General features: G+C 63.4%; 16 protein-coding genes and 1 rRNA gene. 14 read left to right on the top strand and 3 right to left on the bottom strand.

The window, feature by feature from the left end; all coding sequences use genetic code 11:
* Window positions 1-128: 128 nt before the first annotated feature.
* The 12 genes from IGS60_RS18770 (at window position 129) to IGS60_RS18715 (ending at window position 15,404) form a co-directional block, all read left to right on the top strand.
* Window positions 129-584, top strand: a complete 456-nt coding sequence (locus IGS60_RS18770) for a hypothetical protein (protein ID WP_070220085.1) — start codon at window positions 129-131, stop codon at window positions 582-584.
* Window positions 585-764: 180 nt separating this feature from the next.
* Complete coding sequence (locus tag IGS60_RS18765; RefSeq protein WP_230505818.1) at window positions 765-3,614, top strand: ATP-binding protein; 2,850 nt, start codon at window positions 765-767, stop codon at window positions 3,612-3,614.
* A gap of 287 nt (window positions 3,615-3,901) precedes the next feature.
* Complete coding sequence (argF, locus tag IGS60_RS18760) at window positions 3,902-4,822, top strand: ornithine carbamoyltransferase (RefSeq protein ID WP_070290636.1); 921 nt, start codon at window positions 3,902-3,904, stop codon at window positions 4,820-4,822.
* 73 nt (window positions 4,823-4,895) lie between these two features.
* On the top strand, window positions 4,896-6,131 hold the full coding sequence (locus tag IGS60_RS18755) for an argininosuccinate synthase (RefSeq protein ID WP_034759383.1): 1,236 nt from the start codon (window positions 4,896-4,898) through the stop codon (window positions 6,129-6,131).
* 313 nt (window positions 6,132-6,444) lie between these two features.
* Window positions 6,445-8,256, top strand: a complete 1,812-nt coding sequence (locus IGS60_RS18750; RefSeq protein WP_230505817.1) for a methyl-accepting chemotaxis protein — start codon at window positions 6,445-6,447, stop codon at window positions 8,254-8,256.
* A gap of 4 nt (window positions 8,257-8,260) precedes the next feature.
* Window positions 8,261-8,719, top strand: a complete 459-nt coding sequence (locus IGS60_RS18745) for a chemotaxis protein CheW (RefSeq protein ID WP_230505816.1) — start codon at window positions 8,261-8,263, stop codon at window positions 8,717-8,719.
* A complete protein-coding gene (locus IGS60_RS18740; RefSeq protein ID WP_070290633.1) occupies window positions 8,716-9,963 on the top strand; it encodes a protein-glutamate O-methyltransferase CheR in 1,248 nt (415 codons plus the stop codon). Before IGS60_RS18745 ends, IGS60_RS18740 begins: the two co-directional genes overlap by 4 nt.
* 9 nt (window positions 9,964-9,972) lie before the next feature.
* On the top strand, window positions 9,973-10,659 hold the full coding sequence (locus tag IGS60_RS18735) for a chemotaxis protein CheW (RefSeq protein WP_230505815.1): 687 nt from the start codon (window positions 9,973-9,975) through the stop codon (window positions 10,657-10,659).
* On the top strand, window positions 10,656-12,965 hold the full coding sequence (locus IGS60_RS18730; RefSeq protein ID WP_230505814.1) for a hybrid sensor histidine kinase/response regulator: 2,310 nt from the start codon (window positions 10,656-10,658) through the stop codon (window positions 12,963-12,965). Before IGS60_RS18735 ends, IGS60_RS18730 begins: the two co-directional genes overlap by 4 nt.
* 10 nt (window positions 12,966-12,975) lie before the next feature.
* On the top strand, window positions 12,976-14,028 hold the full coding sequence (gene cheB, locus IGS60_RS18725) for a chemotaxis-specific protein-glutamate methyltransferase CheB (protein WP_230505813.1): 1,053 nt from the start codon (window positions 12,976-12,978) through the stop codon (window positions 14,026-14,028).
* Between the two features lie 10 nt (window positions 14,029-14,038).
* Window positions 14,039-15,064: a diguanylate cyclase gene (locus IGS60_RS18720; RefSeq protein WP_268994136.1), complete on the top strand. Its 1,026-nt coding sequence runs from the start codon at window positions 14,039-14,041 to the stop codon at window positions 15,062-15,064.
* Between the two features lie 25 nt (window positions 15,065-15,089).
* A complete protein-coding gene (locus IGS60_RS18715) occupies window positions 15,090-15,404 on the top strand; it encodes a pyrimidine/purine nucleoside phosphorylase (RefSeq protein ID WP_230505812.1) in 315 nt (104 codons plus the stop codon).
* Here IGS60_RS18715 and murB read toward each other — a convergent pair whose 3' ends face one another.
* Window positions 15,405-16,433, bottom strand: coding sequence for a UDP-N-acetylmuramate dehydrogenase (gene murB, locus IGS60_RS18710; protein WP_230505811.1), 1,029 nt, complete (start codon window positions 16,431-16,433; stop codon window positions 15,405-15,407). It abuts the gene before it with no gap.
* 185 nt (window positions 16,434-16,618) lie between these two features.
* Here murB and IGS60_RS18705 point away from each other — a divergent pair, with 185 nt between their 5' ends.
* Together IGS60_RS18705 and IGS60_RS18700 are read left to right on the top strand one after the other, a co-directional pair.
* Window positions 16,619-17,104 carry a YajQ family cyclic di-GMP-binding protein gene (locus IGS60_RS18705; RefSeq protein ID WP_034759416.1) on the top strand — a complete coding sequence of 162 codons (486 nt, stop codon included), beginning with the start codon at window positions 16,619-16,621 and terminating at the stop codon, window positions 17,102-17,104.
* Window positions 17,105-17,287: 183 nt separating this feature from the next.
* On the top strand, window positions 17,288-18,553 hold the full coding sequence (locus IGS60_RS18700; protein ID WP_230505810.1) for a nitronate monooxygenase: 1,266 nt from the start codon (window positions 17,288-17,290) through the stop codon (window positions 18,551-18,553).
* 54 nt (window positions 18,554-18,607) lie between these two features.
* Here IGS60_RS18700 and IGS60_RS18695 read toward each other — a convergent pair whose 3' ends face one another.
* Window positions 18,608-19,906, bottom strand: a complete 1,299-nt coding sequence (locus tag IGS60_RS18695) for a leucine-rich repeat-containing protein kinase family protein (protein ID WP_230505809.1) — start codon at window positions 19,904-19,906, stop codon at window positions 18,608-18,610.
* Between the two features lie 110 nt (window positions 19,907-20,016).
* Window positions 20,017-20,129: ribosomal RNA gene (gene rrf, locus IGS60_RS18690) — 5S ribosomal RNA — on the bottom strand.
* Window positions 20,130-20,329: the final 200 nt, after the last annotated feature.

The following is a 20,329-nucleotide window of genomic DNA, read 5'->3' as shown; positions in this document are numbered from 1 at the left end:
CCCGTCGCCTGCCGCTGGCGATGGCCAGGCGCGTTTGCTAACTTGACACCAGTCGCTGCCGGAAACCCGCCAGCGACCACACGATCTAACTACTCTCCATCCTGCCATCCTGATCGAAGGTGAATGTCATGCTGACCAAACGCTTACTCCCCCTCCTCGTCGCTATCTTTGCCCTTGCCGGCGGCACAGCCCAGGCCCAAACCGCGATGACGCCGCAAGCCGCAGACAGCGTGCGCGTCACCTCTGGCACCTACTATCACGTCACGGCACAGGAAGCCTTAGACATCGAGCAGCAATACCGCCTGTCGAATGGACAACGGCTGGAAGTCCAGCAGCAGGACACCCATTTCTTTGGCCGCCTGATCGACGACAGGGAATTGCATGCAAAGCCCAGCGTGGAAATCTATCCCACCGGGCCGGGCCAGTTTGTCAGCAAAAAGGGCTCGACCTTCGTTTTCAGCAATACGGGCGAGCGCGTGGTGATCGACGACGCCCAGTTCCTGCCCGGCTTGCGCATGCCTGCCGACATGCGCAGCGCCAGCACCATGGACGGCAGCGCCCGCATCCGCCTCGTGTCACGCTAGACGCCTGCGGCCGGCCGTAGCACGGCCGGGGAAACGCCCTGTCGTGGCGGCCGGGCGGGACGCACAATTCTGCCCTGCGGACTGAACAATTCCCCTGAATGCAGCTTACAATGCGATGACGCATGGCCTGTGCGGTCGCAGGCTGGCGCCACTGTTTGCGGGGAGAATGCTTGAATGGAAATGTTCGCGCTCGAACATGACGTAGCGCAGTGGGAAAGCGCATTGCTGCCGTTGCGCGGTGCCGGGCGCGTACCGCTGCTGCTGTTGCTGGCATGGCATTTGCGCCAGCGCAACTGCGCACAGGCTCTGCACCATGCAGCCGAAGCGGCAGCCTTGCTGCCCCACGCCCAACTGCCGCCCCCCGCCTTGGCCAGCGCCCAAGCGCGTCTGCAACTGGTGCAGGCGGAAGTGGCATGGCTGCAAGGCGCACTCGATGCGGCCGAAAGCCTGGCCATGGCGGCGCACGCCATCCTGTGCGCGCATGGCGACGGCGCCGGCTGCGCCGACGCCCACTGGCTGCTGTCCTCGATCGCCGTCGACCGGGGCGACCATGCCCGCTGCGACGCCGAACTGCTGGCCGCGGCGCAGCAAGCGCGTAGCGCCGGCGATGCGATGCGCGCCGGCCTGGCCGACGCGGCCACGGCGCGCTGGGCCGTCTTGCACGACGCGCCGGCCGCCCAGGTCCGATGGGGCGGCCACTTCCAGACCGACGGCGCCAGCGGCAAGCTGCCCGCGCCGCTGGCCGCCTGGGTGCACGACTTTCGCGGCTTGCTGGCGCACACCTCGCGCGACCTGGGCACGGCCGCCGGCCACTACATGCAAAGCTATGAGGCGGCCCTGGAAAGCGGCCAGCTGCGCGGCGCGATCACGGCCGCCATCAATATCGGCGACTGTTTCTCCAGCCTCAACGACAACGAATCGGCCCTCGAATGGATGCAGTGCGCGCTGGACCTGGCGCGCCCCACCGGCTGGCCGCGCAGCATCGGCGCCTGCCAGACGCATACGGCCGAAACCATGCGCAAGCTGGGGCGCCTGGCCGACGCCGAAACACTGCTGCGCGAAGCGCTGCACATCCTGGCCCCCGTGGCGGGCGCGCGCACCTATGCCAACGCCCTGTTCCACCTGGGCGAACTGAGCCTGGACAAGGGCGACTACGACACGGCGCTCGACGCCTTCAGCCGCCTGGCGCAGCGCGCCGAAGCGCTGGGCCAGGCCGATTTCCGCAGCATGGCGCAGCGCGGCAGCGCCCACGCGCTGTCCTACCTGGACCGTCCGGACGAAGCGCTGCAGGCGGCCGAACGGGCTTGCCAGCTTGCCACGGCGCAAGGCGACGCCATGCACCAGGTGGCGGCGCTGCGCGTTTTGTCCATGCTGCATGCGCGCCACGACTTGCCGCCGCCCGCAGGCATGCAGGAACGCAATCCCGCCCTGCATTTCCTGCACCAGGCACTGCAGGTGGCCGACTCCATCGAAGGCTATGTGCCGCCGGGCGAACTGCTCGATGCGCTGGCGCGCGAGTACGCGCATGCGGGCGACTATGCGCGCGCCTACGATATCGCCCTCGATGCGGGCGTGGCGCGCGAAAAAAGCCACACCCAGCAGGCGAGCAACCGCGCCACCGCCATGCAGGTTTACCACCAGACGGAACATGCGCGCTCGGAAGGCTATCACCACCGCGAACTGGCCGCCTCCGAAGCGCGCCGCGCCGAAGTATTGCAGCAGACCAGCGAGACCCTGGAGCGGCTGTCGGCCATCGGCCAGGAAATCACCACCCACCTCGACGCCAGCGCCGTGTTCCAGGTACTGGACCGCCACGTGCATGCCTTGCTGCCAGTCAACACCTTCGCCGTCTACATGCTCGATGCGGCGGGCACGGCGCTGCGCCGCGCGCACGGCGTGGAAGCCGGCCGGCCCCTGTCCGACAACGCCATTCCACTGAGTAACCCACGCGCCTACTCCGTGCGCTGCCTGCTTGGCCGGCGCGAAGTGTATATCGACCAGGTACCGCCCAAGCGCCACGCCTACACCGTGCCCGGCACGCTGCATAACCAGAGCGTGCTGTACGTGCCCTTGACGGTGGGCGAACGCGTGCTGGGCGTGATGACGGTGCAGGCTTGCCATGCCCATGCCTACGGCGAACGCGAACGCCTGATCTTCCGCACCCTGTGCGCGTATGGCGCCATCGCGCTCGACAATGCCAGCGCCTACCGGCAACTGCAAGACGCCCAGGCGCAACTGGTATCGCAGGAAAAACTGGCCGCCCTCGGTTCGCTGATGGCGGGCGTGGCGCATGAACTCAACACCCCGATCGGCAACAGCCTGCTGATCGCCAGCACCATGCTGCAAAAGACGGAAGACGTGGAACGCCTGATGAACGGTCCCGGCCTGCGCCGCTCGGACCTGGCCGCCTACATCGACGATGCGGGCAAGGCATCGGCGCTGGTCATGCGCGGCCTGCACAGCGCGGCCGACCTGGTCAACAGCTTCAAGCAGGTGGCCGTCGACCGCACCACCGAACAACGGCGCCAGTTCGACCTGCAGCAGGTGAGCAATGAAATCATCGCCACCGTCATGAACCGCATCCGCAGCTCGGGCCACCGCATCGAGACGGATATCGCGTTCGGCATCTCACTGGACAGCTATCCGGGCCCGTTCGGCCAGGTGATCACCAATCTGATCAACAACGCCCTGCTGCACGCCTTCGCTCCCGCGCCCAATGACGGCGCCGCCGGCAAGGGCTGCATGCGTTTGTCCGCCACGCCCGATGGCGCGCGCGTGCGGATCGTCTTCGCCGACAATGGCGGCGGCATCGCCGAACAGCATTTGTCGCGCATCTTCGACCCGTTCTTTACCACCAAGCTGGGCCAGGGCGGCAGCGGCCTCGGTTTGTCGATCAGCTACAACATCGTCACGGCCCTGCTGGGCGGCACCATCCAGGTGGCCAGCAGCCCCGCCGGCACGCATTTCACGCTGGACTTGCCCCTGGTGGCGCCGCAGATCGATGCGGCCAGCCCGGCCAGCATCTATTGATGCCGGCCAGACCGTGGCTGAACGCGGATACTTGTCTACACAAGTACCCGTCCGGCCAGTCTTTCCAATCTAAAAGCAAAACCCTTATAATTGAATGGCTGAAGTCCCTGCCATTGCATGATTTACAACTTGGCAAACCGCATCGACCCGCGCGACAAACAGGCGCGGGCACCGATCAACACAGCAGCGCGCCGGGCGAGGCAGTCATCAGACGAGATGTTGTACGCTGATGCAACCCGGCGGGAAAGGCACGCCGCCGGCGGCCTGCGCATCTTCAAGTGGTCATTATGTCGACAAAAAAACCGATCAAGCACTACCTCCAGTTCTCCGATTTCACGTTGGAAGAGTATGAATATGTGATCGAACGCGCCCATCTGATCAAGCGCAAGTTCAAGAATTACGAAATCTACCATCCACTGATCGACCGCACCCTGGTGATGGTCTTTGAAAAGAACTCCACCCGCACGCGATTGTCGTTCGAAGCCGGCATGCACCAGCTGGGCGGCGCCGCCATCTACCTGAACACGCGCGACTCCCAGCTGGGCCGCGGCGAGCCGGTGGAAGACGCGGGCCAGGTCATGTCGCGCATGTGCGACATCATCATGGTGCGTACCTTCGGCCAGGAAATCATCGAGCGTTTCGCCGCCAATTCGCGCGTGCCGGTGATCAATGGCCTGACCAATGAACACCACCCGTGCCAGGTCTTTGCCGACATCTTTACCTACATCGAACACCGCGGCTCGATCGCCGGCAAGGTCGTCGCCTGGATCGGCGACGCCAACAACATGCTGTACTCGTGGCTGCAGGCGGCCGAAGTGTTCGGCTTCCACGTCAACGTATCGACGCCGAAGGGCTACGACATCGACCTGTCGCAAGTCAAGACGGAGCGCTACACCTTCTTCGCCAACCCGTCCGACGCTTGCGAAGGCGCGCACCTGGTCAACACGGACGTGTGGACCAGCATGGGTTACGAAGCGGAAAACGCGGCCCGTATCGCCGCCTTCGACGGCTGGATCGTCGATGGCGCGAAGATGGCCCGCGCCGCGCCCGACGCGCTGTTCATGCACTGCCTGCCCGCCCACCGCGGTGAGGAAGTGGCCGCCGAAGTGATCGACGGCCCGCAATCGGTGGTGTGGGACGAGGCGGAAAACCGCTTGCACGTGCAAAAAGCGCTGATCGAATACCTGTTACTCGGTAAAATCCAATAATTCGCCCGGCACTGCATAAAAAAAACCTGGCAGCATCGCAATACATACATCGACAACGACAACTGGAAGCAATATGAGCGACATTAAAAAAGTAGTCCTGGCCTATTCCGGCGGACTCGACACCTCCGTCATCCTGAAATGGCTGCAAGATAACTACCAGTGCGAAATCGTCACCTTCACGGCCGACCTGGGCCAGGGCGAAGAACTGGAGCCGGCGCGTGCCAAGGCCATCAAATTCGGCATCAAGCCGGAAAACATCCATATCGAAGACGTGCGCGAAGAATTCGTGCGCGATTTCGTCTTCCCGATGTTCCGCGCCAACACCGTGTATGAAGGCGAATACCTGCTGGGCACCTCGATCGCCCGTCCGCTGATCGCCAAGCGCCTGATCGAAATCGCCAACGCCACGGGCGCCGACGCCATCTCGCACGGCGCGACCGGCAAGGGCAACGACCAGGTGCGTTTCGAACTGGGCGCCTACGCCCTGAAGCCAGGCGTGAAGATCATCGCCCCGTGGCGCGAGTGGGATCTGCTGTCGCGCGAAAAACTGCTGAAGTACGCGGAAGACGCCGGCATCGAAATCGACATGAAGCACAAGAACGGCGGCGCGCCGTACTCGATGGACGCCAACTTGCTGCACATCAGCTTTGAAGGCCGCCACCTGGAAAACCCGAGCGCCGAAGCGGAAGAAACCATGTGGCGCTGGACCGTCAGCCCTGAAAAGGCGCCGGACGAAGCGGAATACCTGGACATCGAATACGAAAAAGGCGATATCGTCGCCATCAACGGCGTGCGCATGTCGCCGGCGACCGTGCTGGCCGAACTGAACAAGGTTGGCGGCAAGCATGGCGTCGGACGCCTGGACCTGGTGGAAAACCGCTACGTCGGCATGAAGTCGCGCGGCTGCTATGAAACCCCGGGCGGCACCATCATGCTCAAGGCCCACCGCGCCATCGAATCGATCACCCTGGACCGCGAAGTGGCCCACCTGAAAGATGACCTGATGCCGCGCTACGCATCGATGATCTACAACGGCTACTGGTGGGCGCCCGAGCGCGTGGCCCTGCAAACCCTGATCGACCACACGCAGGAAACCGTGAACGGCTGGGTACGCATCAAGCTGTACAAGGGCAATGTCATCGTTGTGTCCCGCGATTCGAAGACCGATTCGCTGTTCGACATGAACATCGCCACCTTCGACGAAGACGGCGGCGCCTACAACCAGGCCGATGCCGGCGGCTTCATCAAGCTGAACGCCTTGCGCATGCGCATCGCCGCCATCGCCCGCGAAAAACGGGGCCAGAAGTAATTAGTTAGCCAGGGGGCACCTGCTCCCGCGCCAGCTCAAGCCGCCCACGGGCGGCTTTTTTGCGTTTGAAACGCACTCGTCCGCGATTTACGGCCCTGCGCGCACCCGGATCACCCCCATTTTGCTGTCCCCGTGGCAAAATGCTACAGTGCAATTTAGAGCACCTAACATAACCTACTGCGCGGCGCGATTTGCGGCCTGCGATGCTCACTGTGCATGCGCACAGTTGCGCTTCTCAGCCGCAACTCGCTGCCGCTCGCTACGGTTCTGTTAGGCGACTCTTAGTCGAAAACTTCCCGCTTCCGGAGCCACCATGTTCAAAGACCTGAGTATCAAGAATAAACTGTACCTGGGCTTCGGCTCCATCGTGGCCATCATCCTGATCCTGCTGGGCGTGGCCTACAACAGCTTTTCGCGGCTGTCCGAGGCTAATGCATGGGACCGCCATACGATGGAAGTGCTGGTCGAGATCGACAAGATCCACAATTCCATCCTGCAAATCCAGGTGGAAGCGCGCGGTTTCATCCTGACCGGCAACGAAGCCTCGCTGACGCCGGAAACCGATGAAACGGCAATGCTGAGCCAACACACGCAAAAAGCCATCGCCATGACGGTCGACAACAAGCTGCAGTCGGAACGCTTCCGCAAGATCGACCAGCTGACCACCACCTGGGTCAAGGAGTGGATCCATCCCCTGATCGAGAAGCGCCGCGCGCTGGGCAATGCGCCGGGCGCCACGGAAGCGGTGGCGCGCACCATGCCGCCAGGCGGCTACCCGGCCGTCGCGCAAGCGAACAAGCTGCTCGACGAGGTGGCGGCGGAAGAATCGCGCCTGCTGGCCGAACGCACGGCCACCACGGCAAAATTGCAGGAAACCATGATGTTGACCCTGGCCCTGGGCGGCCTGCTGTGCGTGGTGCTGGCGCTGGGCATTTCCTACCTGCTGGGCCGTTCCATCCTCGGCCCGCTGAACAGTCTGACGGACGCCGTCGGGCGCATCGCCGGCGGCGAGCAAGGCGCGCGCGCCGCCATCCTCTCGCGCGACGAACTGGGCAAGGTAACGGAAGAGTTCAACCGCATGGCGCAAACCATCCAGGACAACCAGGCCAACGAATTGGCCGCCACCAACACCTTGCGGGCCAAGGTCGATTCCCTGCTGGAAGTGGTGTCCAAGGCAGCCTCGGGCGACCTGACGGGCAAGGTCGGCATCACGGGCAGCGATGCCATCGGCCAGCTGGGCAATGGCCTGGCGAAGATGTTCGAAAACCTGCGCAGCCTGCTCAACAATGTGCAAAAGGCCGGCATCCAGGTGACGACGTCCGCCACGGAAATCGCCGCCTCGGCACGCCAGCAGGAAGCCACGGGCATTGAGCAAGCGCAAACGAGCGTGGAAATTCTCAGCACCACCAAGGAAATCTCGGCCAACACGAGCCAGTTGCTCAAAACCATGGAAGACGCCACCGCCGTGGCCGACTACACGACGAATGCGACGGCCGAAGCGCAGAACAACCTCAAGCGCATGGATTCGACCATGCAGCACATGGTTTCGGCCACCGATTCCATCAACGCCAAGCTGGCCGCCCTGTCGGAAAAGGCCAGCAATATCAATAGCGTGCTGATCACCATCACGAAGGTGGCGGACCAGACCAACATCCTGTCGCTGAACGCCGCCATCGAGGCGGAAAAGGCGGGCGAGGCGGGCCGCGGCTTTTCCGTGGTGGCGACGGAAATCCGCCGCCTGGCCGACCAGACCTCCGTCTCCACCTGGGATATCGAGCAAATGCTCAAGGAAATGCAGTCGGCCGTTTCCGCCAGCGTGATGGGCATGGATAAATTCTCGGAAGAAATTCGCCGCAGCGTGGGCGAAGTGCGGCAAGTGGCCGAGCAGCTGTCGTCCGTCATGGACCAGGTGCAGAAACTCACGCCGCAGTTCGACGCCGTGCTGCAAGGCATGCAGTCGCAGGCGATCGGCGCGTCGCAGATTTCCGACACCATGATGCAGCTCAACGACGCCACCCAGCAAACGGTGGAGTCATTAAAAGCCACCAGCGAGGCGGTGCACCAGTTGCAATATGCGGCGGGCGACCTGCAGTCGAGCGTATCGACCTTCGCCGTCACCATCTGATACCATGAAAGTGCTGCTCTTTCACATCGGACGCGACCGCTATGGCCTGCCCCTGGCCGGCATCGTGCGCGTGCTGCCGCTGCTGGAGCTGAAACAGTTGCCGCTCACGCCAGACTACGTGGCCGGCCTGATGGACTTGCACGGCACGCCCGTGCCCGTGATCGACCTGTCGCGCCTGGCCGGGCTGCCGCCCGCCGCCGCGCAATTCGACACGCGCATCGTCATCGTCGACTACCGCGCACCGGGCGGCGGGACGACGCACGCGCTGGGCCTGCTGGCCTCGCAGGTGCGCGGCATCGCCGATATCGACCCGCAAGGGCTTGAGGACAGCGGCGTGGCGACGGCGCCCTTCCTGGGCCAGGTGGCCAGCGACGCCGACGGCATCGTGCAGCTGGTCGAGCTGGATCACCTGCTGCCGCCGGACGTGCGCGCGCTGCTGTTTCAGGAAGCGAGCGCGGCATGACGGCGCAAGCCCTGCTGCGCCGCGCGACCGGCCTGTCGGTGTCCAAATCCGTGGCCGAGCGGGCCGTCAATCAGCGCATGGAGCGGACGGGCTTTGCCGATAGCCAGGCTTACCTGCAGGCGCTCACGCCGGCCGAAATGACGCAATTGATCGAACTGGTGGTGGTGCCCGAATCGTGGCTGTTCCGCGATCCGCAAGCGTTCTACGCCACCGTCGAACTGGTGCAGGAGCGCTGGGCGCGCGGACGCGCCACGCGCATCCTGTCGATCCCGTGCGCGGGCGGCGAGGAACCGTATTCGATGGCCATGGCGCTGCGCGACGGCGGTGTGCCGAAACAGGCGTTCAGCATCGACGCGTATGACCTGAGCCCCGGCTGCATCGAGCGGGCGCAGGCCGGCGTATATGGCCGCAACGCCTTCCGCGCGCAGGACGTGGCCTTCCGCGAACGCTATTTCACGCACGTGGCCGACGACGCCTACCGCATCATCGACTCCCTGCGCGACCAGGTGACCTTCAGGCAGGGCAATCTGCTGCAGTTCGATACCGCCAGCTGCAACAAACATTACGACGTCATCTTCTGCCGCAACCTGCTGATTTACTTCGACAAACCGACCACGCGCGCCGCCATCGCCAACCTGTCCGCCCTGCTGGCCGACGACGGCATGCTGCTGGCCGGTTATGCGGAAGTGCCGTCGTTCTGCCAGAACGGCTTTGCGCCGCTGCAGTTCCGCCAGGCTTTCGCCCTGAAGAAGGAAACAGCGGCGCCGGCCAGCCCCGTGCTAGTGGCGCCGCTGCCTGTCGCGCGTCCCCTGCGCAGCGTGCCGCCCGCGCCAGGGCGCGCTGCAGTAGCAGCCCCCTCTTCCGCCGCGTCGGCGGTGCCGCGCACGCGCCCCGTGTCCGTGCCATCGCCCGCGCCGGCAGCGCAAGCCGATTTGCTGGCAGAGGCGCGCCTGCTGGCCGACCGCGGCCAGTTGCGCGAGGCCGGCGACAAATGCCACGCGCACCTGGCGAAAGTGCCCGAGGCGGCGGAAGCGTATTTCATGCTGGGCATCATCAACGAACTGGCCGGCAAGATGGACCTGGCCGACGACTACTGGCGCCGCTGCATCTACCTGCAGCCCGACCATTACGAGGCGCTGTGCCATCTGGCCCTGCTGGCCGAACGCAATGGCAACCAAACGGCCGCCGCCACCCTGAAGGCGCGCGCGGCACGCATTTACGAGCGCCGCCAGGCGTCCAACTAAGGGGCAAGCATGACAAATCTCATCGCCACCGAGTCCCCCGCCACCATCGACGACTGCTGGAACCATATCGGCGTGGTCGGCGACCAGAGCTGCCCCAAGCTGCCAGCCAACGTGCATTGCCGCAACTGCGACGTGTACGCGGGCGCCGCCCGGCGCAACCTGCAGCGGCCCGTGGACGAACACTACCGGCGCGACTGGGCCGGCCACTTCCGCCAGCTCGATGCGGGCGGTGAAGTGCGCGACAGCTCGGCGCTGGTGTTTCGCATCGGCCGCGAATGGCTGGCACTGCCCACGCGCGTGTTCGACGCCGTGGCGCCGCAGGCCAGGCCGCACGTGCTGCCGCACCGCAGCGGGCGCGGCCTGGCCGGCATCGTCAATATCGGCGGCAAGCTGTATCCATGCATGTCGCTGGCACACCTGCTGGGCATCGACGAACAGGGCGCGCCCGCGGCCCGCGGCCGCCACACGTTTGCGCGCCTGCTGCTGCTGCGCTGGGAAGACCAGGCTTACGCCCTGCCCGTGGCCGACCTGCACGGCATCGTGCGCTATGCGTCGGGCGCCGTGCAGGCGCCCGCGGCAACCATCAACAAGGGCCTGTCGCGCTATCTGTCCGGTGTCATCACCGAGGGCGACATGCGCATCGGCTGCCTCGACACGGCGCTGATCGGCTTTCAACTTGCGAGACTATTACGATGAGCCAGGACCAGCACGGCGACCTGAGTGCCTTTTCCATGCTGGACCTGTTCCGCATGGAGGCGGACAGCCAGACCCAGATTCTCACCGACGGCTTGCTGGCCATGGAGCGCCATGCGGGCGATGCGGCCGCCGTCGAGGCGATGATGCGCGCGGCGCATTCGATCAAGGGCGCCGCCGCCATCGTCGGCCTGCAAGTGGTGGTGCAGCTGGCGCACGGCATGGAAGATAGCTTTGTTGCCGCCCAGCACGGCCGCCTGAAACTCACGCCGGAACGGGTCGACGTGCTGCTGTCGGGCGTCGACCTGATCGTGCAGCTGTCGCGCCTGGACGACGCGGGCGCCGAAGCGTGGCTGGCCGCCAATGCGGCGCAGATCGACCAGACCCTGAACGCCATCGCCGGCATCGCCGACCTGCCCGAATTGCCGGCCCTGCCCTCGTTGCCTGCCTCCGCTCCCGCCCCCTTGCCGCAGGAAACGCCCAATCCGACCGAACTGCAGGCTCCCGTGGCCAGCGGCCTGGCAGGCGAAGAGCCTGAATCGGCGGCCGCGCCTGCCCCGCGTGCGGGTGCCGCACCGGCCAAGGCTGTGGCGCAAAACTTCGACAAGCTGCTGTCGCTGGCCAGCGAATCGCGCATCAATGCGCATCAGATGCACCCGTTCGTCGGTGCCCTGCAGCGTTTCAAGCGCAACCAGAGCAGCCTGTTTTCCGCCATCGAGCACCTGCACGAAGCCATTGCCCGCTCGGCCGACCCGGGCCTGATGGAAAAGTCCCTGCTGGCGCTGCAAAAGACGCAACCGCTGAAGCAGTTCATGCTCGAGCACATCGCCGACATCGAAACCTATGAGCGGCGCCTGCTGGCCGTCTCGCAAGGCATGGTCGACGAAGTGCTGGCCCTGCGCATGCGCCCTTTCCGCGACGGCATGCATGCGTTTCCGCGCATGGTGCGCGACCTGGCGCGCAGCCTGGGCAAGGAAGTGCAGCTGGAGATCGAAGGGGAAGACACCCTGGTCGACCGCGACATCCTGGCGAAGATCGAAAGCCCGCTGAACCACATGCTGAGGAATGCCATCGACCATGGCATGGAAGGCCCGTACGAACGCATCGACGCGGGCAAGGAAGCGATGGGCACGATACGCATGGAAGCGCGCCACCGCGCCGGCATGCTGAGCATCGAGATCAGCGACGACGGGCGCGGCGTCGACCTGGAAAAAATCCGCCAGTCCGTCATCGAACGCAAGATGGCCAGTCCCGCCATGGCCGCCGCGCTGTCGCCGGGCGAGCTGCTGGAGTTTTTGTTCCTGCCCGCCTTCAGCCTGAAGGCCACGGCCAATCAATTGTCCGGGCGCGGCGTGGGCCTCGACATCGTGCACGAGACGATACGCCAGCAAAACGGCACGGTGCGCCTGGAATCGGAGCCGGGCCGCGGTTTTCGCGCCCTGATTACCCTGCCGCTGACGCAGTCGATCGTGCGCGCGCTGGTGGTCGACGTGCACGGCGAAGCCTACGCCATCCCCATCGTCAAGGTGGAAAGCGTGGTGCGCGTGCCGCAAGCGGCCATCCATACCCTGGAAAACAAGCAGTTCTTTGAACTCAAGGGCGAGCATCTGGGCCTGGTGTCGGCGGCGCAGGTGCTGGAGCTGGGTGAAGCCGCCAGCCAGGCCGAGGACTTGCCGGTGGTGGTGATCGGCCGCGGCAAGCAAAGCTATGCGCTGGTGGTCGACGCCATCCGCGGCGAACAAAGCCTGGCGGTGCAGGCCATCGACCCGATCTTCGGCAAGATGCGCGACATTTCCGCCGCCGCCCTGCTCGACGACGGCGAGCCGGTGCTGATCCTCGACGTGCCCGATCTGCTGCTGTCGATCGACAAGCTGCTGCACGAAGGCGGCCTGCACCAGCTGGCGCAGGCCGGCCACGCGCAGCAGCGCCGCGCCAAGCGCATCCTCGTCGTCGACGATTCGCTGACGGTGCGCGAGATGGAGCGCAAGCTGCTGCTGGCGCGCGGTTTCGAGGTCGACGTGGCCATCGACGGCATCGACGGCTGGAACGTCGTACGCAGCGGCGAATACGACCTGGTGATCACCGACGTCGACATGCCGCGCATGGATGGCATCGAACTGGTCTCGCTGATCAAGAAGGACCTGCACCTGCACAAGCTGCCGGTGATGATCGTCTCGTACAAGGACCGCCCGGAAGACCGCGCGCGCGGCCTGTCCGCCGGCGCCGATTATTATCTGACCAAAGGCAGCTTCCACGACGAGACCTTGCTCGACGCGGTGGCCGACCTGATAGGAGATGCCCGCTTATGAGCCGTCATTCATGAAAATTGCCATTGCCAACGATGTCGCCATGGCTGCCGAGGCCCTGCGCCGGGTGGTCGCCAGCACGCAGGAACACCAGGTGCTGTGGATCGCCCGCACGGGACTCGAAGCCGTGCGCATGTGCGAGGGCAACCGCCCCGACCTGATCCTGATGGACCTGAACATGCCGGAGATGGATGGCGTGGAAGCGACGCGCCTGATCATGGAGCAGAGCCCGTGCGCCATCCTGGTGGTCACGGGCCGCCCGCAGGACAATGTCAACCAGGTCTTCCGCGCGCTGGGCGCGGGCGCGCTCGACGTCACGGCCACGCCGGTGCTGCAGGGGGAAGTGGGCGGCGACAGCGAACTGCTGGCCAAGATCAAGACCATCGGCAAGCTGATACGCCACAGCGCCGAGGCACCGCCGCCGCGCCAGGCAAACGGCAATGGCGGCGAACGGAGCGACGGCCAGGTATCGACCTTGGTGGCCATCGGCGCCTCGACGGGCGGGCCGTCAGCGGTAGCCAAGGTGCTGGCCGGCTGGACGGCGCCGCCCGGCTGCGCCATCGTCGTGGTGCAGCATATCGATGAAACCTTCGCCTCGCACTTCGCCAAATGGCTGGACGACCAGCTCAGCATGCCCGTGCGCGTGATCGCCGAAGGTGACGAGCTGGTGTCCGGCACGGTACTGATCGCCAAGACCAATGATCACCTGCTGCTAGATCAAAATTATCGTTTGGGTTACGATGCAGCACCGCGCGACTATGTTTATCGCCCGTCCGTCGATGTCTTCTTCAACTGCGTGGCCCAGCACTGGCGCGGCGACGCCATCGGCGTATTGCTCACAGGCATGGGACGCGACGGCGGCGACGGCTTGCTGGCCATGCGCCGCGCGGGCAAGACGACGATTGCGCAAGACCAGGCCAGCAGTGCCGTGTATGGCATGCCGCGTGCGGCGGCTGAACTCGATGCGGCGCAGCAAATCCTGCCCCTCGATAGAATAGGCGCCAGCCTGCGCAGCCGGCTGGGTGCCAAGCTCAACAATGGGTGGGAGCCCTCCCCTAACATTTGAAAAGAATGCAATGCCAGAATTCTCCTCCAGCTTCACCCAGCATGAGCCCGCATTGACCGAATTCAAGGTCAGCGTGCTGCTGGTGGACGACCAGTTGATCATTGCCGAGGCAGTCCGGCGCATGCTCAGCGACCAGCAGGATATCGAATTTCATTATGTCACCGACGCCAGCCAGGCGCTGGACACGGCGCAGCGTTTGCAACCGACCGTCATCCTGCAAGACCTGGTGATGCCGGGCATCGACGGCTTCGCCTTGATCCAGCAGTACCGCGAAAACGAGGCGCTCGCGCACGTGCCGGTGATCGTGATGTCAGCCAAGGACGACCCGAAACTGAAGGCCCACAGCTTTGCCGTCGGCGCCAACGATTATGTGGTGAAACTGCCGGACCGCCTGGAGCTGCTGGCGCGCATACGCTACCATTCCAACGCGCACATCAGCCGCCTGCAGCGCGACCAGGCTTTTCGTTTCCTACGCGAAAGCCAAAAGAACCTGGCGGACGCGAACATTGAATTACAGAAACTGGCCGCCCTCGATGGCTTGACGGGCATCGCCAACCGCCGCCGTTTCGATGAAACCCTGCATTTCGAATGGCAGCGGGGCCAGCGCGACAAGGCGCCGCTGAGCCTGCTGTTCTGCGATATCGACCATTTCAAGAGCTATAACGACCATTTCGGCCACCTGGCGGGCGACCTGTGCCTGAAAAAAGTTGCCGCCGTGCTCACGGAACATTTGAAACGCCCGGCCGACCTGGCCGCTCGCTACGGGGGCGAGGAGTTCGCCCTGATCCTGCCGGAAACGGAAGCGGCCGGCGCGCTGCTGATCGCCGAAGCATGCCGGCGCCATCTGGAAGGCTTGCAGATCGAAAACCCTGCGGCAGGCACGGGAATCGTCACCATATCGATCGGCGTGGCCACCGTCGTGCCGTCGCCCGACTCGACGGTCGAGCAACTGATCAACCGCGCCGACCAGGCCCTGTACGCGGCCAAGCGCGGCGGACGCAACAGCGTGCTGAGCGCCGATGACGTCCGGGACTGATTTTTAACAGCAAGGAAAGTGAAGCATGAGCACACAACTGGACAATGTCAGCGTCGTCAAGAAGTCGAATATCTACTTTGACGGCAAATGCGTCTCGCACAACGTCATCCTCGCCGATGGCACGAAGAAAAGCGTGGGCGTGATTTTCCCGTCATCGCTGCGCTTCAACACGGGCGCGCCGGAAACGATGGAAATCGTCGGCGGCCTGTGCAAGGTGCGCCTGGCCGATGCGACGGAGTGGCACAGCTATGGCGCGGGCACGGAATTCAAAATCCCGGGCAATAGCTATTTTGACATCGAAACAACGGAAACCGTGGATTACGTCTGCCACTTCGCTTGATTAAACAAACACAGGCTCGGGCGACAGGCGCACGCCATATTTCGCCTCTACATCATCCTGTATGGCTTCCGCCAGCCGGGTAATGTCCGCGCCACGAGCGCCGCCATTATTCACCAGAACCAGCGCCTGCTTGGGATACACTCCCGCGGGCCCCAGGTTTTTCCCCTTCCAGCCACACTGATCGATCAGCCAGCCGGCCGCCAGCTTTTCCGTGCCATCAGGCTGCGCATGATGCACCAGCGCAGGAAAACGTTCCAGCAAGGCAAGACATTGCTCGCGTGACACCACCGGATTCTTGAAGAAGCTGCCCGCATTGCCAATCACGGCCGGGTCCGGCAATTTTCTCCGGCGGATCGCCATCACCGTGTCGGCCACCTGTTGCGGCGTCGGCTCGGCAAGATGGCGCTCGGCCACGGCCTGCGCCAGTTCCGCATAGCGCAAGTTCGGCTGCCACTCGGCGGGCAAGGCAAACGTCACTTCCAGCACGATCAGCTCGCGTCCGCCCGCCTGCTTGAAGATGCTGTCGCGGTAGGCGAAGCGGCAGGCATCGCGGTCCATGTCGAAGACGATGCCGCTGGCGCTGTGCATGACGCTCACCTTATGCAGATAATCCTTGATTTCCACGCCATACGCGCCGATATTCTGGATAGGCGCCGCGCCCACCGTGCCGGGGATCAAGGACAGGTTTTCCAGTCCGCCCACGCCTTGTGCCAAGGTCCACTGCACGAAATCGTGCCAGTTTTCGCCGGCCGCGGCCGTGACGAGTATCGTCTCGAAATCCGCCTGCGCCAGGCGCATGCCGCGCGTGGCCATGTGCAGCACGGCGCCGGGAAAATCGCCCGTCAGCACGATGTTGCTGCCGCCGCCCAATATCAGGCGCGGCATGGTGGACAGGGCGGGATCTTGCAGTGCGGCCTGCAGCTGGGCCTGCGAAGTGATGCGTACGTAGGCGGCCGCATGGGCCGCGATGCCGAAGGTATTCAGGCGCTGGAGGTTGTAATTGTGTTCGATGGTGAGCTCTGGATGCATGGGATAGGGAAATTTTGCTCGATTATAGAGCGAAAGCGACAAAAAACCACCTCAGGACAAGGGCGACTTGCCCGTTGTCCGTTAAAATGTCGCATCTTTAACAGGGCCGTCCCATGGCGCAGAATCAGCCGCCGAGGCCCAGCGCGCCGAGCGCGCGCTCGCTTTAACAAGAAAAGGAACAGACCATGCCGTCATTTGATGTAGTCTCCGAAGCCGATATGATCGAAGTCAAGAATGCCGTCGAGCAATCCAACAAGGAAATCACGACCCGCTTCGACTTCAAGGGCAGCGATGCCCGCGTCGAACACAAGGAAAACGAATTGACCGCATTCGCGGATTCGGAATTCCAGCTCAGCCAGGTGCGCGACGTGCTGACCAATAAATTGACCAAACGCAAGGTCGATGTGCGCTTCCTCGACGAAGGCGACATCAAGAAGATCGGCGGCGACAAGGTCAAGCAGATCATCAAGATCAAGAATGGCATCGAATCGGATGATGCCAAGAAAATCGTGCGCGTCATCAAGGACAGCAAAATGAAAGTGCAAGCGAGCATCCAGGGTGAAGCCGTGCGCGTCACGGGCGCCAAGCGCGACGACCTGCAAGCGGCCATGGCCATGCTGCGCAAGGACGTGCCCGACATGCCGTTGGAATTTAACAATTTCCGCGATTAATTTCGATGATGCGCACGCTCCGGCCTGCGCTTGCACCGGCATGGCGGCAAGCTGCCTCGGAGCACCTGCCCGCTTGGGGTAGAATTGAAGCTGCGCACAGCTACATGCGCCCGCGCGCCTGACCGGCAGCGGGCTTGACCGTACATCTGGCTCAGTGATAACCACGGTAGTCTAAGGATAGCAATGAAACGTGTTGATGATTTCCGCCTGCGATTTGGCAAAAAAGAATATGTGCCCATCATGATAGGCGGAATGGGTGTGGATATTTCCACGTCGGAGCTGGCCCTGGAAGCGGCACGGCTGAACGGTATCGGGCATATCTCCGATGCCATGGTGGAAGACGTGTCGGATCGCCGTTTCGACACCACCTTCGTCAAAGACAAGACGAAACTGTACAAATTCAACATCAATAACAGCGACAAGGCCGTGGTGCAGTTCGACCTGGGCCGCCTGGCGGAAGCGCAGCGCCTGCATATCGGCCGCACCATGGAAGCGAAAAAAGGCGATGGCTTGATTTTCGTCAATTGCATGGAAAAGCTGACCATGAACGGCCCCCGCGAAACCTTGCGCGTGCGCCTGAACGCGGCACTGGACGCCGGCATCGACGGTATCACCCTGTCGGCCGGTCTGCACTTCGGTTCGTTCGCCCTGATGGCCGACCATCCACGTTTCCGTGACGCCAAGCTGGGCATCATCGTCTCGTCCGTGCGCGCCTTGCAGATTTTCCTGCGCAAGAACGCCAAGCTGGACCGTTTGCCCGACTTCATCATCGTCGAAGGACCATTGGCCGGCGGCCACCTGGGTTTCGGCATGGACTGGGCCAATTACGACCTGCACACGATCACGGCTGAACTGCTGGCCTACCTGAAAGCGGAACAGCTGGACATCCCGCTGATCGCCGCCGGCGGCATCTTCACGGGCAGCGACGCCGTTTCCTTCCTGGAAGCGGGCGCGGCTGGCGTGCAAGTGGCGACGCGCTTTACCGTCACCGAGGAATGCGGCTTGCCGAACAAGGTCAAGCAGGAATACTACAAGGCCTCGGAAGAAGACATCATCGTCAACGGCGTCTCGCCGACCGGTTACCCGATGCGCATGCTGAAGAACACGCCCGCCATCGGCGCCGGTATCCGCCCAGGCTGCGAATCGTATGGCTACCTGCTCGACGCGACGGGCAACTGCGCGTACATCAACTCGTACAACCGCGAAGTGGCGGCCCATCCGGAACAAAAAACCGTCGTCGTGATGGACAAGACTTGCCTGTGCACGCACATGCGCAACTTCAACTGCTGGACCTGCGGCCATTACACGTATCGCCTGAAGGACACCACGCATAAGCTCGACAACGGCGAATACCAGATCCTGACGGCAGAACACGTCTTCAAGGATTACCAGTTCAGCGTCGACAACCAGATCGCCCTGCCGGAAAAAGAAATCCAGGTACCTGGCTGAATATTGCCAGCCTGACATGAAAATGGCGCAGCCTGCGAAGGCTGCGCCATTTTTTTATGCGGGGAGCATCTGCCGCAATACCCGTTCGATCACGTCAAACTTGGGCCGTCGCGATATTTCATCCTGCATGCACGTTTCCCGCAAGGCCTGCAGGGCCGGCAAGGGCGCGGCACAGTGGGCGACCAGCTCGCCCAGCAGCACGCCAAAAGCCCTCGCTTCTATGCCCTGCAACACCTCCCCTTGCGCTGAGCCGGGCGCAAACATCGACGCCGCGCCAAAATCACCGAGCAGGCAGGCGCCACCGTCCGCATGCAGGATATTGTGTGCATACAAGTCGCCATGCACGATCCCGTGCGCATGCAGCTGGCACACGGCCGAGGCGATGCCCTGGGCAATGGCCAGGGCTTGCGGTGCATCAAAGCGCACGCCCTCGGCATACACATCACGCGTGCATGATGACAGGCTGGGCGGCCCGGCGAGGTTGCGGTAGGCAACATCGATCAGCGGCATGACCAGTCCCAGTGCCCCTTGCGGATGCGCATCGAGCGTCCCGAGGATGGGGATCAGCCCCGGATGGGCGCCGGCGCCGACACAGGCAGCCATTTCGCTGCGCGGCAAGCCGTCGCTGGTCATCGCCCCCTTGAACACTTTTACGGCGACATCCTCGATACCATCGAGGCGGGCGCGGTAAATCACGCCCGATGCCCCCTCGCCCAGCTGCTGCGCCAGTTGCAGGCGCGGCCAGGCCAGGCCCGCCGTCCCGGCGCTGCTCAGGGCCGCCAGTTCACGCGCTTCCGTAAAGGGATTGCCCGCATACGCGAGCCAGCTCAGGCGTGGCAAGGCCAGCAGGCAATCGGGGAGCGCCGTGAAGCGGTTGGCGGCGATGCGCACCAGTTCCAGCTTGCGGCAGTTCACCAGCGATGCCGGCAAACTGCTCAGACAATTTCCCGCCAGCATGAGTTTCTGCAATTGCCCGCACTTGCCGAGTTCATCAGGCAAGACTTCGATGGCATTGTCGGTCAGCGTCAGCCAGCGCAGAGCCAATGGCAAGGCTGCGGCCGGCACGTGGCCGATCCGGTTCGCCTTAAAACCGATCATTTCCAGCCCAGGACAGGAACCGAGCACGGCTGGCAAGGTGGTGAACAGATTATCCGAGCAAAATATGATGCGCAGCTTGTGCAGGCGCGGCAGATCGTCGGGCAGCGAGGACAGCGCATTGCCGGACAGGTCGAGGATTTCCAGGCTGTCGGCCAGGTCGAAGATCTCGCGTGGGAAGTCCGTCAAGCCGCAGGACAGCTTCAGGCGGCGCAGGCCGACTAGTTGGCCGGCGCGTAATTGCTCCAGTGTATGCATAGCAGACAAGATATCCCTTTCAAAAATCCGGCAATCGCTGGCGTACACAAAACCAGCGGACGTAAAAAAACCCCCACCGGGTCACCGATGGGGGTTTTTTCGAATAACAAGCCTGACGATAACCTACTTTCACACTGGTTGCAGCACTATCATCGGCGCAAAGTTGTTTCACGGTCCTGTTCGGGATGGGAAGGGGTGGGACCAACTTGCTATGGTCATCAGGCATAACTTGTACTGACGGTTGCTCCCGGTTGGGCAGCAGCGTCATGAATCTGGAAGAAGCAAAGATTGGGGTAATGAATGGTATCAACACACACGCAACGTTGTACCGTCTTATCCTCTGCACCTGCTAAGGTTATAGGGACAAGCCGTACGGGCAATTAGTACTGGTTAGCTTAATGCATTACTGCACTTCCACACCCA

Origin of the sequence: Janthinobacterium sp. FW305-128 (genome assembly GCF_020858135.1) — a bacterium.
GTDB lineage: Bacteria > Pseudomonadota > Gammaproteobacteria > Burkholderiales > Burkholderiaceae_D > Janthinobacterium.
This window is presented reverse-complemented; position numbering and strand designations above follow the sequence as displayed.

Bases quoted from the DNA above. Each gene is read 5' to 3' on its own strand.
- IGS60_RS18745 (WP_230505816.1), top strand. From the start codon at position 8,261: ATGAAAGTGCTGCTCTTTCACATCGGACGCGACCGCTATGGCCTGCCC.
- IGS60_RS18750 (WP_230505817.1), top strand. From the start codon at position 6,445: ATGTTCAAAGACCTGAGTATCAAGAATAAACTGTACCTGGGCTTCGGC.
- IGS60_RS18770 (WP_070220085.1), top strand. From the start codon at position 129: ATGCTGACCAAACGCTTACTCCCCCTCCTCGTCGCTATCTTTGCCCTT.
- murB (WP_230505811.1), bottom strand. From the start codon at position 16,433: ATGCATCCAGAGCTCACCATCGAACACAATTACAACCTCCAGCGCCTG.
- IGS60_RS18720 (WP_268994136.1), top strand. From the start codon at position 14,039: ATGCCAGAATTCTCCTCCAGCTTCACCCAGCATGAGCCCGCATTGACC.
- IGS60_RS18695 (WP_230505809.1), bottom strand. From the start codon at position 19,906: ATGCATACACTGGAGCAATTACGCGCCGGCCAACTAGTCGGCCTGCGC.
- IGS60_RS18765 (WP_230505818.1), top strand. From the start codon at position 765: ATGTTCGCGCTCGAACATGACGTAGCGCAGTGGGAAAGCGCATTGCTG.
- IGS60_RS18735 (WP_230505815.1), top strand. From the start codon at position 9,973: ATGACAAATCTCATCGCCACCGAGTCCCCCGCCACCATCGACGACTGC.
- argF (WP_070290636.1), top strand. From the start codon at position 3,902: ATGTCGACAAAAAAACCGATCAAGCACTACCTCCAGTTCTCCGATTTC.
- cheB (WP_230505813.1), top strand. From the start codon at position 12,976: ATGAAAATTGCCATTGCCAACGATGTCGCCATGGCTGCCGAGGCCCTG.
- IGS60_RS18705 (WP_034759416.1), top strand. From the start codon at position 16,619: ATGCCGTCATTTGATGTAGTCTCCGAAGCCGATATGATCGAAGTCAAG.
- IGS60_RS18700 (WP_230505810.1), top strand. From the start codon at position 17,288: ATGAAACGTGTTGATGATTTCCGCCTGCGATTTGGCAAAAAAGAATAT.
- IGS60_RS18755 (WP_034759383.1), top strand. From the start codon at position 4,896: ATGAGCGACATTAAAAAAGTAGTCCTGGCCTATTCCGGCGGACTCGAC.
- IGS60_RS18715 (WP_230505812.1), top strand. From the start codon at position 15,090: ATGAGCACACAACTGGACAATGTCAGCGTCGTCAAGAAGTCGAATATC.
- IGS60_RS18740 (WP_070290633.1), top strand. From the start codon at position 8,716: ATGACGGCGCAAGCCCTGCTGCGCCGCGCGACCGGCCTGTCGGTGTCC.
- IGS60_RS18730 (WP_230505814.1), top strand. From the start codon at position 10,656: ATGAGCCAGGACCAGCACGGCGACCTGAGTGCCTTTTCCATGCTGGAC.